Here is a 12409-nt window from a genome sequence, read left to right as displayed (position 1 = left end):
GTATAAAGTAGTTACTTTAATGTAACTGTTATTGAATAGCAGATGAAAAGAACTGATTTTACAAATTGTTCCTGCGCCATGCAGCGTTCGATGGGAATATTAGGCACGAGATGGAAGCCAGTCATTGTCTATAAGTTAGCTGATCGAAAGATTCGTTTTGGGCAGTTAGCCGTTATGATAGAGGGCATTTCAAGAAAAGTTTTAACTTCCTCGCTCAAAGAATTGGAGGAAGACGGTATTGTCATGCGAGAAGAATTCAAGGAAATACCTCCCCGGGTTGAATATTCCTTGACAGCAAAGGGAAAAGCGTTGATACCGATCATGTGTCAGCTGGTAAAATGGAATGAAGAATTTCATGAGCAAACGGATACCCTTCAACCACTATAAAAAGATTACAATAAAAAAAACATATATACTTATTGAGATTTTGCTTTTTTTTATACATTTGCTTCGCAATATGCGAAAAAGGATTAAACAATATATTGCCGTCGTACTGCTTCTTATGCTGCAGATCATAGGGAGCTTTGATTTATACGCGGCTATACATTTTCCCTGCTGCTCTTCAAACGTTCAGCAAACGACCTTACTCCACAAGATAGACACTTCCGTTTCATTCGAGCGTATACCTGTAGCGTTTCACAAAAACCTTTCCGAGGTTTTGGAGAACGGTGATTCCAGTTTGATCAATTTCCCTTTTTCAGCAGCATCCTTTACAACCCTACTGATCCAGTTTTTATACTATACCATATTACCAGAAGTAAGACCGGTGCTTTATGGCTTTGTTCCTCCACAAGACGTACATCCAGCTGGCCGATACCTTCTTTTTTCCAACTTTAGAATTTAGGATAACGCTACCTCGCAAATTTTCTTAATAATTCCTGTTTTTCAATAGGTGTCCGGACATCGTTATTGAAAAACAATCCATATTATTTCAAATAAACTTTTATGAAACGTATCATTTTTTTTGGCGCGTTGGGCACTTTGTTGACCCTATCGTCCTGTCATTCTCATCAAACAGAGAAAGAAGACAACATTTTCCCCGTTACTTCATCCCTTATTAAAGACACCACTATTACGCAACAATACGTCAGCCAGATCCGCTCTGCCAGGCATATTGAAATACGTTCGCAAGAACGCGGCTTTCTGGAGAAAATCTATGTAGATGAAGGCCAATTCGTACACAAGGGGCAGCTCCTTTTCCAAATTATGCCTAAAATTTATCAGGCAGAATATCTTAAGTCTCAAGCCGAAGTGGAGGCAAGTACGTTGGAAGTAAGCAATGCACAGGCATTAGCGGATAAGCAAATCATTGCACCAAACGAATTAGCCTTGGCCCAAACGAAACTGAAAAGAGCGGAAGCCGAAATGGAACTGGCAAAAACACATTTACAGTTCACCAAAATTACCGCTCCCTACGATGGTTACATCGATCATCTGGAGCTTAAACTGGGCAGTCTAGTGGATGAAGGCGAACTACTGACGAGTCTTTCCGACAACAGTACCATGTGGGTCTATTTCAATGTCACGGAACGCGAATACCTCGATTTCAAAACCAATAAAGATCAGCAGGACGTCAGCAATGTGCAGCTATTGTTGGCGAATCAACAGGTGTTTTCCCAACAAGGAAAAGTAGAGACTATCGAAGCAGACTTTAACCACGAAACAGGCAATATTGCCTTTCGGGCTTCCTTCCCTAATCCAGATAATCTTCTGCGAAACGGACAGACCGGTACCATCCTGATGTCTAAACCTTTCAAGAAAAGTATCCTTATCCCACAAAAGGTGACGTTCGAAATCATGGATAAAAAATATGTATATGTCGTGGATGCTAACGAAACGGTTAAACTTACCCCCATTTCCGTTAAAGCCGAGCTCCCGGATCTATATGTGGTGGCGGACGGCTTGAACGGTGACGAGAAAATATTGCTGGAAGGCATTCGCAAGGTTCAGGACGGTGATAAAATAAAATTTGCTTACCACGAGCCGCAACAGGTCTTAGATAAATTGACCTTGCCCAGTGAATAATAAATATAACACATTTAAAACATAACATATGTTTGAGAACTTCATAAAACGCCCCGTATTGGCCATCGTCATGTCCATCTTTATCGTACTTATGGGGATATTGGCCATCAACTTCTTACCCATCTCCCAATTTCCGGATATCGCGCCGCCGGTTGTCGTCGTGAATATTGCATACCCCGGAGCGAGTGCGAATGTCCTTACCGAATCGGTACTCATTCCGATGGAAAAAGCCATCAACGGTACCCCCGGCATGAAATATATGACCTCTGATGCCACCAGCGCCGGGGAAGCCGCTATCATGGTTTATTTTAACCTTGGTACAGATCCCAGTCTGGCCATGGTGAACGTAAAAACTCGCATAGAGCAAGTCACCAACAACCTACCCGAGCTCGTACAGCGCGAAGGCTTAGTCGTTAGCTATACCTCTCCTAACATGCTGATGTATGTCAACGTGTTCAGTAAAGATAAACATGCAGATCAAAAGTTTCTATACAACTTTGCGAACGTCAACATCATTAATGAAATAAGCCGCCTAGATGGTGTCGGGAGCGCAAAAATATTGGGAAGCCGCACCTATGCTATGCGCGTTTGGCTCAATACCGACCGCATGCGTGCATACAATGTCTCGACAGAAGAAGTCATGGAAGCGATGGCCCAACAGAGCATCATCGGAACACCAGGGCGCTTAGGCCAAAGTACAGGTAAGAAAACACAGTCTTTAGAATACGTTTTAACCTACGAAGGCCGGTATAATAAGCCTGAGCAGTACGACAACATTATTATCCGATCCAATCCAGAGGGTGAAAGCATCAAGTTGAAAGATATCGCAAAAGTGGAACTCGGAAGTGAATTCTATGATATCTACTCCAATCTAGATGGTCTACCCTCTGCCTCCATCACGCTCAAACAAAGTTATGGCAGTAATGCTAACGACGTTATAAAAGAGATAAAAAACAAGCTTGAAGAGATTAAAGCGTCTTCATTTCCTCCCGGGATGGACTACAAAATTACCTATGACGTATCTAACTTTTTGAATGCCTCGATGGATAAAGTCGTCCATACCCTTGTCGAAGCCTTTATATTGGTCGCTTTGGTGGTTTTTATCTTTTTAGGCGACTGGCGATCTACCTTAATTCCCATCATCGCTGTTCCGGTGTCCTTAATTGGCGCATTCTTCTGTATGCAGGCCTTCGGACTGACGATCAATTTGATTACGTTGTTCGCTTTGGTTTTAGCCATCGGTATTGTGGTGGATAACGCCATTGTGGTGGTGGAGGCGGTACATACGAAGATGCATGACAAACATATGCATGCCTATCCCGCAACGCTCGAGGTCGTCAAGGAAATTAGCGGCGCTATTATCGCTATTACCTTGATGATGACCGCAGTGTTTATTCCAGTAGCCTTCATGACCGGTCCGGTAGGCGTATTTTTCCGGCAATTTTCGATTACCATGGCCAGCTCCATCGTAATCTCCGGTTTTGTTGCCTTAACACTGACACCCGTTTTGTGTGCCATGCTATTAAAAGGCCAGCATGGCAAAAAGAAGAAGAAAAGCATCTTGGACAAGCTGCTAGATGGTTTCAACAAACGTTTCGAGCGTACGACGACCCGATATGCCGTGTTGATGAAACGGCTGGTTAACCGCAGGCTCATTACGTTTTTATTATTCGCCATATTCGCTGTAGCAATCGTCGGAATCAGCAGTACCCTACCTTCCGGTTTTATTCCCAATGAAGATCAAGGTATGATTTACGCGATCGTGCAGACGCCACCAGGCTCCACTTTAGAACGAACGAATGACATGACCACGCAACTACAGCATGTTGCTGAACATATCGACGATGTATCCTCTGTGACGGCATTAGCTGGATATGAAGTGTTGACAGAAGGCCGGGGGTCCAATGCCGGCACCTGTCTGATCGCGTTGAAAGACTGGTCCGAACGCAAACACACCACAGCGGAAATCATCGAAGAACTGGAAGAAGAAACCAAAGATATCGCCGGAGCAACGATCGAATTTTTTGGTCCGCCGGCGGTGCCAGGGTACGGTGCTGCAGGTGGTTTTTCCATGCGGTTACTCGATAAGACCAATTCAGATGATTATAAGGCGCTCGAACAGGTCAACAATGACTTTATGAAAGCACTTGGCGAACGTCAAGAATTAACAGGATTATTCACCTTCTTTAGTGCCAATTATCCACAATACGAATTGGAAATCGATAATGAAGCCGCTATGCAGAAAGGCATTAATATCGAGACCGCTATGAATAACCTGTCGATACTGATTGGCAGTACCTACGAACAGGGGTTTATCCGCTTCGGCACCTTTTACAAAGTTTATGTACAAGCCGCTCCGGAACACCGCGCCCTCCCGGAAGATATCATGAAGCTTTATGTCAAAAACAACCGGGACGAGATGGTGCCTTATGCGGCTTTCATGAAAATGAAGAAGACCCACGGACTGAATGAAATTACGCGATACAACATGTATCCATCAGCATCCATTAAAGGCGAACCAGCAGCAGGCTATAGCACAGGCGAGGCCATTACAGCTATTCAAGAAGTAGCCGCACAGACCCTTCCGAGAGGTTATGGCATCGGTTGGGAAGGACTAACAAAAGACGAAGCTGCACGCGGTAACGAAGCGCTGTACATTTTTGGTATCGTTTTAGTATTCGTTTATCTCGTACTCGCTGCACAATATGAAAGTTTTATCATTCCCTTTGCGGTGATCCTGTCGTTACCCGCAGGTATCTTCGGAACATTTCTATTGCTTAAACTGATGGGGCTATCGAACGATGTTTATGCACAAGTAGGGCTCGTTATGCTCGTTGGGCTCTTGGGCAAAAACGCCGTCCTTATTGTCGAATTTGCCATGCAGAAAAATGCCGAAGGACTATCCACTTATAAAGCTGCCATCCACGGTGCTAAAGCGCGCTTTCGACCGATTTTGATGACTTCTTTCGCGTTTGTAGCCGGTATGCTACCTATGCTGTTTGCGCATGAGCCGGGCGCTATCGGAAACAAAACCATTGGTGCCGCCTCGGCAGGTGGCATGTTGTTGGGAACCATCTTCGGTGTTATTGTTGTGCCTGGTCTCTATTTTCTATTTGGGAGCATTGCCAACAAACGCAAGCTCATTAAATACGAAGAGAAGATGCCTTTATCCGAACGCATAGAGAATTAACATCCAGCAAACTTATCAGAAAAAAGATGAAGAGAAAATATATATCTTACAGCAGCATTCTCCTGCTATCCATCCTGTCCGCAGCCTGTGGTGTCCCCAAGGTAGCAAAACAGGAAGTACATAAAGCACTGCCTACGCAATACGACCATCAAACCGTAAACGACGGCGGAACCAATATGGCGCAAATTGACTGGAAAGACTACTTCCACGATCCATATTTGACGACTATCGTTGATAGCGCACTTCAAAACAACCAGGAACTCCTAATCACGATGCAAGAAATCGAGATAACGGCCAATGAAGTGACGGCACGTCATGGAGAATATCTTCCGGCGGTAGGTATAAAAGCGGAGGGCGGAATAGAAAAGCGCAGCGAGAATACGCCTTTGGGTGCGATGGAAAGACAAGTTGAAATCCGACACGGGAAAGAAAACCCCGAACCGATGCCAGACGTAGGCTTTGCGCTTGTTGCCAACTGGGAGATTGACATCTGGAAAAAACTGCGTAACGCGACCAAATCTGCACAACTCCGCTATTTATCTTCGATCGAAGGTAAAAATTTCATGGTAACCAACCTTGTTGCCGAGATTGCCCGCTCCTACTACGAATTGTTAGCTCTTGACGAACAGAACAGGATGATTCAGCAAAACATCCAATTGCAATCGCAGGCACTGGAAATAGCAAAAGTCCAGAAAGCGGCAACACGCGTCACAGAGCTGGCGGTGAAAAAGTTCGAAGCCGAGTTGCTACGAACCCAAAGTCTGCAGTTTGCCGTACAGCAGCAAATCGTAGAAACGGAAAACAAGATAAACTATCTCGCCGGCCGATATCCTCAACACATCCCCCGACCCGAGGCAGACTATGCCGTCAATAGCAGTCTCATGTCTCTCGCGCCTGGATTGCCGGCCGAGTTGCTGACCAATCGCTCCGATATCCGACAGGCAGAACTGGAAATCGCTGCCGCAGATCTAGATATCAAGGTTGCCAAAGCACGGTTTTATCCATCGGTCGGCATATCTGCTAACCTCGGCTATCAAGCTTTCAACCCCGCGTATTTACTAAAAACGCCGCAATCACTGATCTATTCGCTATCTGGAGATTTAATGGCACCGTTGGTCAACAAAAGAGCGATACAAGCCGACTATAAGAGCGCCAATGCCAAACAAGTTCAAGCGGTATACAGCTATGAACAATCGTTGCTAAATGCCTATATCGAAGTTGCCAATCAATTGGTCAATTATCAAAACATTTCAGAAAGCATTGGGTACAAAGCCAAGCAGGTACATGTCCTTAACAAATCCATCGAAATTGCAAATGACTTATTCAACGCTGCGCACGCAGAATACCTGGAGGTTTTGATGACACAACGCGATATTTTAGAAACGAAGATGGAGCTCATTGAAGCCCAACGTGACCAATATATGGCTAAAGTGAACCTATATCGTTCCTTAGGTGGCGGATGGCAGTAAGTATACAGCCTAAAAAAAACACCCGAGGCATTCGTCTCGGGTGTTATTAAAAGTAAGTTATTATGACTGTAGTTTTTATTAACGCTTTCTAAAAAACTTATCGAAGCGGCTATCTAACTGGATATATTCCACTCCTGTTTCTTTTAACTCTCTCGCCACCTTCTCATAATTGTCCTCTTTCGAGGGATGATAGTTGATGACCCCCACCACTTGTATATTGTTTGATTTTGCCCATTGAAAATCGTCGGGCGAGGGATTGCTAAATAAATAATAGTGATTTGCAGCATAGTCCTTTCGTTGCTGATAGCCTTCAATTTGCTTTCTTGTACAGCTTAGTTTGATTTTCCCCCTAAAGTAGTCTGTTGCATCCTCGCTAGGGATAATCAAGGCTTGATCGGCCAGATGAAAATCGGACAGCGTGGTATAGATTTCTTCAAATCTACGCGGGTGGTAGCCTGGTATCTTAAGATCGATCATAACCTGTAATCCCTTGTCCGACACCACGCGCAACATATCGCTCAACTTTTGTATGATATGTCCATTGGTAGATTTAAAGGACTGTAATTCATTCCAATTTAGCTCATCTACTCTTTTGTCGACACCAAAGAATCGCTTTAAATCTCGGTCGTGCTGTACGATTAAGACACTGTCTTTGGTCATACGCACATCGAGTTCCACCATATAGTATCCTTTCTCCGCCGCTTTTTCTATCGAAGCTATACTATTTTCATCGGTGTTATCATCTACGACTCCGCCCCTATGGGCGATCAATTTAAATGGACCAAACTGTGCTTTACAGTAAGGTGCTACTCCCAGCATGAGGAGCATCAAAAATATATATTTGTTCATTTGTAATTTTGATTTTGTTCCAACACGCCACCACTCTTGTCAATCTCTACTTGCGGTAGTGGAAAAAAGTAATGCTTAGGTTTTGAAAAATTAATACGATTACGATCTGTATGGTATACCGCATCCGGATTTTTCAATATTTCTGCTATATCAACCCACCCGATCTTGTCCCAGCGGATCAGATCAAAAAAGCGTCTATTTTCTCCCGCCAGTTCTAACCTTCTTTCCAATATAAGATCATCTTTATCCGCTCCCGAGATAGGTCTGGCGTGTGCTCTTGTACGCACCAGATTAATTTCGGCATCACCGGCACCTGCTCCCGCCTTCCGGATTTTGGCCTCTGCGACCAATAGATAAACATCACTGGAGCGCATCAGCGGAATGAGCAAATCAAAACTTAGTTTACCCTCCGGAGTGAAAGTCGTATACTTATTAAAATGATAACCTGTTTCGGAGCTATTACCATCATATCCTACCTTTGTGTTTCCTACATCAATCATATCTCCATCACTCCACATCGAGGCCAACCTTCGTGAATCATCACCAAACGCATCAAAAAGACTTTTCATCGGGTGGAAAAAGTTCCATCCCCCGAGTGTGCGCGGACTGAAATAATATATGGTAGACGAATTCCGCCATGCTTGCGAAGATGTCACATATAGCAGCATTTCGGGAAGTGCGGTGGTTTTCTGACGAAAATTATCCTGAAAGTTGTCTGCCAATTTATACGTGGTGTTGGTCGTAATATGTTCGCCAGATTGGATAGCCAGATCCAGTTTACTATCGTTATCCGGGTAACTCGCCCAATGCATATACAACTGCGTTAAATAAGCCCACGCCGTACCTTTATTGATACGTCCGGCGCCTGATGTTGCGGGAAGAAGCTCTTCTGCAGCCTGGAGATCTTGTTCGATAGCTTGCAACACCTCTTCGATACTCGCTTTCGGCTTATTATAATTTGCATTTGCGACATCCTCTTGGGTAAGCAGTGGAAACTCGCCATAGGGCAGGTACAACCACCAATTGGCAAAAGCCCGAAAGAAATAGGCTTCTCCCAGACTTCTATCCTTTATTTCCGGAGAAATATCGGAAAGCCCCGGTACGTGCGTAAGAATAATATTAGCTCTCGAGACCATTTCATATTTCCACGTCCAGCCAGCACTCAACTGTGGATTGGAAGCATCAAAGGTGAACGTTTCTATCGCTTCGTCCTCGGAATGGTCGCCAGCACGGTATACATCGTCGGATGCGATATCCCATGTATAATCCCCATGGGCTACAAAATCTTCCGCAATCAATATTCCGTAAAGCCCGGTAACGGCATCCACGACAGATTGTTCATTTTTGAAATAGTTTTCTTCGGTATACTGTCCCTTTACGTCAATGTCCAACAGATCATCGCAGGATGAAACTACCCACAATAAACATAAAAGGATGACGGTTAAAATACGGTTGTTCTTCATCTTTAAAAATCAAATCTAAGACCCAAATTAATTTTTCTGCTAAATGGAAAGTTCGCGTAATCCACCCCACGTTGCAGATTTCCATCGGAATAGCCTATTTCCGGATTATATCCTTTATAAGCGCTTATCACAAAAAGGTTTTCCCCCATGACGTACACATTCATTTCCCGGATAAAGTTTCTTTTCGAGGTCGGTATCTTGTATGATAACGTCAGCGTTTTCAACTTTACAAAATTTCCATTCTCCACAAAAAGATCGGACGTCCGATGGTTTAAATTGGTCCGTTGCGTGCTCATACGGGGAATCGTGTTGCTCGTACCTTCGCCATGCCAACGGTCTAATGCTTCGGCGTACATATTATACGAATACGTAGGGTCAAGCCCCTGCATACGATCGGCGTTATAAAGCTGTCCACCAAAACTCCCCGTTAGGTTTGCATGCAACATCCAACCTTTATATCCCACGCCCAACTGCAATCCCAGAATTGCATCCGGGTTTGGATCACCAAGATATACCCGGTCTTGCTCATCAATCTGTCCGTCGCCATTGATATCCACAAACCTGACGTCGCCGGGTTGTATATCTCCTCTTCGTTCGTCATTATTAATGTGCACATCAGCATCGATTTCGGCTTGATTTTGATAAAGACCATCGGTCTTCCAGCCAAAAAAGGATGCCAAAGGCATATCTTCGTAGGTGCGGGAAATCTCCTGAGACTGACGTCCGTAGAAAAGAGAGCCTATGTAATTATTGTTCCCATAGAGCTTGGTTACCTTATTTTTAAGGAGAGTGAGATTGAAACCTAAATTATAAGCAAAGCCGTTATCTAATTGTTTCTGGTGTCCCAATTCTATTTCCCAGCCCCAGTTACGCATCTCCCCTATATTGGAATCTGGAATAGTTGCCCTGCCTACGGTACCAATGACCACTGCGGGGATGAGCATATCACTTGTTCTTTTATCAAACCAGGTGACATTTGCCGTCAAGCTACCATGGAATAAAATGGCATCTACCCCTAAATTGGTCATTGCCGTTTTTTCCCAGGTAATGAATGGGTTAGCAAGGCTCGTAATGCGGGATCCGCCAACTTGGTCAGCGCCGAACGTATATTTATTGCCGTAGTCGATATTCCTTTTGATGATGGTGAGGTATTGCAAATCGGCCACTTCCTGGTTGCCCAACATTCCCCATCCCCCTTTGATCTTTAGATCATCCAGAAAGGATATATCGTTCATGAAATTTTCCTCCGATATCCGCCAGCCTGCAGAAAATCCAGGAAAATACCCCCATCTGCTGCCAGGCATAAATTTAGAAGAGCCGTCACTCCGCATTGTCATGGTTAAAAGATATTTATTCGCGTAGCCGTAGTTAAGCCTAGCAAAAGCCGAAGCAAGTTTTTGTGGCACATCATAGTTTCCGATGATGCTGTTCATCGTCGCGCCGTTATCAAATACAATCTGGTCTAAACTTTCATCTGCATAACCTATCTTTTTCACCGTTTGGAAACTGCCGTTTTTAGACTGCATAGAAACCCCGGCTACCGCATCGAGATGATGACTACCAAAAGCCCGGCTATAATCTAAATACGTTTCGCCCAAAACCGTATAACTTTTTTGGTTGGTAATGCCCAGCTCTGCGTCATTACGCCTTCTCATCTGTTGGGTTACGCTTGGGAAGAAATCCCGCGATTCATACAGGTTTCCCTCAAACCCAACATTGCCTTTCCATTTCAAATCGCCCGTAACCGCATACTCCAGGGTTACGGAAGCCAACATATTATGGTTGTGTTTTGTCCTATCCTCTGTTGAAAGCTCGTAGATAGGATTGTTGATGTCACCAAGCTCATTATTTGCCGATGCCGTTCCCCACTCCCCATTTTCATCCATCACCGGAATCGCGGGGTTAAAACGAAGAGCCTGCCACAGCACACCGCTATATACCGAACTCGTAGACGGGCTATACCAGTTCCGATAGTTATATTGAAAGTTCTGTACTAATTTCAGCTTATCGGAAATCACATGATTGGAATTGACCCGTGCCGATAACCTACGAAATTTAGAACTTAACATAATCCCTTTTTCGTTATAATACCCCAGACTGGTCAGATAAGATGACTTCTCTCCACCGCTTCTGATGCTTAAATCGAGATTCTCCAACCTACCCGTTTGGAAAAGCTCGTTTTGCCAGTCGGTACGATCTTGCGCATAATAAGCGTCGTTCCAAAAGACATTTTCTGCGATTCCATCATTGCTATAGCGTTCCTTTTTAAGCATGACAAGGTCTTCCGCACGAAGTAAATCGAGTTTATTATTTACACTGGTAATCCCCGAATACAAGTTGACACTGTATTGCGCCGGCTGCCCCAGTTTACCTCGTTTCGTGGTTACCAAAATAACTCCATTGGCCGCACGCGTACCGTAAATTGCCGCGGAGGAGGCGTCTTTTAATACTTCTATCTGTTCAATATCATTGGGATTGATATCCGTCAATTTTCCAGAAGGCACACCGTCAATAACAATTAATGGATTAGATGAATTTACACTGCCTGTGCCCCGAATCTGTATAGTAGGTTCTTCTGCTGGAGACCCTCCTCCTGAGACGATTTCAAGTCCAGACGACAGCCCCTGAAGAGAATTGGACAACTGCCCTATGGGCGCCACGCTCAATTGCTCTGCCTTGATACTGGATACAGATCCCGTGAGGTCACTCCGGCGCTGCGTGCCGTATCCGACCACCACAACCTCATCCATCTCGGTGATGGCGGGAACCATTTCGACGATCACCTCCCTTCCCTCAACAATCGTAACTTCCTGCCGTTGGAACCCCACAGAGGAAAAAGTGACCACCGCAGGCGAATTAGAAACACGTAGCTCAAAATATCCCTGTTCGTCGGTAACTGTACGGTTATCTGTCTGTTTTTCCATCACCGAAACATTGGCTAACCCTATCCCGCCAACATTTCTTACACGCCCTTTTACGACGGCTTGTTGGTATACTTCCGCTGGAGCCTGTTTGACGCCATGTACCACTGTTATCTTTTTGCCTTCCGTTAGGATAACATTCTTATCTACGACATTATAATCGATATAATAAGCAGTCAAAATTTTCGAAAGAGCCGCCTGTAACGATAATCCCCGTAAATCGACATCCAATTTCAAATCCGGTGGCACCAATGCCGCATCATAAAAAATATGATAGCCGCTTTGCTTTTGGACCTCCTGTAGCACATCGGTCATCTTCGCATTCTTTCGCTTCAACGTAATGGTCTGGCCAAAAGTCATTGCGCTGACCTGTATTGTTGTTGCGCACATTACTAAAAGTGCTAATTTCATGGGCAAAAGCCTGTTTATTCGAGGAATAGAACCTTTCCTACGTATTGAAATACTATTTTTTTTATACATTTGCTATTGCGG

8 protein-coding genes are annotated in these 12409 nt (G+C 44.4%); 5 read left to right on the top strand and 3 right to left on the bottom strand.

Annotated features, from left to right (window positions below):
* Nucleotides 1-42: 42 nt before the first annotated feature.
* The 5 genes from FXV77_RS10025 to FXV77_RS10005 all read left to right on the top strand — a co-directional run bounded on the left by FXV77_RS10025 (nt 43) and on the right by FXV77_RS10005 (nt 6684).
* On the top strand, nt 43-387 hold the full coding sequence (locus FXV77_RS10025) for a winged helix-turn-helix transcriptional regulator (protein WP_148919094.1): 345 nt from the start codon (nt 43-45) through the stop codon (nt 385-387).
* Nucleotides 388-457: 70 nt separating this feature from the next.
* Nucleotides 458-844: a hypothetical protein gene (locus FXV77_RS10020; RefSeq protein ID WP_148919093.1), complete on the top strand. Its 387-nt coding sequence runs from the start codon at nt 458-460 to the stop codon at nt 842-844.
* A gap of 101 nt (nt 845-945) precedes the next feature.
* Nucleotides 946-2025: an efflux RND transporter periplasmic adaptor subunit gene (locus tag FXV77_RS10015; protein ID WP_148919092.1), complete on the top strand. Its 1080-nt coding sequence runs from the start codon at nt 946-948 to the stop codon at nt 2023-2025.
* Nucleotides 2026-2053: 28 nt separating this feature from the next.
* Nucleotides 2054-5215, top strand: coding sequence for an efflux RND transporter permease subunit (locus tag FXV77_RS10010; protein WP_148919091.1), 3162 nt, complete (start codon nt 2054-2056; stop codon nt 5213-5215).
* Between the two features lie 26 nt (nt 5216-5241).
* The gene (locus tag FXV77_RS10005; protein WP_148919090.1) at nt 5242-6684 is read left to right on the top strand and encodes a TolC family protein; all 1443 of its coding nucleotides are present in this window, start codon (nt 5242-5244) and stop codon (nt 6682-6684) included.
* 78 nt (nt 6685-6762) lie between these two features.
* Here FXV77_RS10005 and FXV77_RS10000 read toward each other — a convergent pair whose 3' ends face one another.
* From FXV77_RS10000 to FXV77_RS09990, 3 genes are read right to left on the bottom strand one after another with little or no spacing between them, the layout of a single operon-like run.
* Nucleotides 6763-7533, bottom strand: a complete 771-nt coding sequence (locus FXV77_RS10000) for a glycerophosphodiester phosphodiesterase (RefSeq protein ID WP_148919089.1) — start codon at nt 7531-7533, stop codon at nt 6763-6765.
* Nucleotides 7530-8996, bottom strand: a complete 1467-nt coding sequence (locus tag FXV77_RS09995; protein WP_148919088.1) for a RagB/SusD family nutrient uptake outer membrane protein — start codon at nt 8994-8996, stop codon at nt 7530-7532. Before FXV77_RS09995 ends, FXV77_RS10000 begins: the two co-directional genes overlap by 4 nt.
* A gap of 2 nt (nt 8997-8998) precedes the next feature.
* Nucleotides 8999-12328 carry a SusC/RagA family TonB-linked outer membrane protein gene (locus FXV77_RS09990; protein WP_187444090.1) on the bottom strand — a complete coding sequence of 1110 codons (3330 nt, stop codon included), beginning with the start codon at nt 12326-12328 and terminating at the stop codon, nt 8999-9001.
* Between the last annotated feature and the right edge of the window lie 81 nt (nt 12329-12409).

This window comes from Sphingobacterium phlebotomi (assembly GCF_008180195.1).
GTDB classification, from domain to species: domain Bacteria; phylum Bacteroidota; class Bacteroidia; order Sphingobacteriales; family Sphingobacteriaceae; genus Sphingobacterium; species Sphingobacterium phlebotomi.
The sequence above is the reverse complement of the archived record's forward strand: the minus strand, read 5'-3'. Positions and strand labels throughout refer to the sequence as shown.

Bases quoted from the DNA above. Each gene is read 5' to 3' on its own strand.
- FXV77_RS10025 (WP_148919094.1), top strand. From the start codon at position 43: ATGAAAAGAACTGATTTTACAAATTGTTCCTGCGCCATGCAGCGTTCG.
- FXV77_RS10020 (WP_148919093.1), top strand. From the start codon at position 458: ATGCGAAAAAGGATTAAACAATATATTGCCGTCGTACTGCTTCTTATG.
- FXV77_RS10015 (WP_148919092.1), top strand. From the start codon at position 946: ATGAAACGTATCATTTTTTTTGGCGCGTTGGGCACTTTGTTGACCCTA.
- FXV77_RS10010 (WP_148919091.1), top strand. From the start codon at position 2,054: ATGTTTGAGAACTTCATAAAACGCCCCGTATTGGCCATCGTCATGTCC.
- FXV77_RS10005 (WP_148919090.1), top strand. From the start codon at position 5,242: ATGAAGAGAAAATATATATCTTACAGCAGCATTCTCCTGCTATCCATC.
- FXV77_RS10000 (WP_148919089.1), bottom strand. From the start codon at position 7,533: ATGAACAAATATATATTTTTGATGCTCCTCATGCTGGGAGTAGCACCT.
- FXV77_RS09995 (WP_148919088.1), bottom strand. From the start codon at position 8,996: ATGAAGAACAACCGTATTTTAACCGTCATCCTTTTATGTTTATTGTGG.
- FXV77_RS09990 (WP_187444090.1), bottom strand. From the start codon at position 12,328: ATGAAATTAGCACTTTTAGTAATGTGCGCAACAACAATACAGGTCAGC.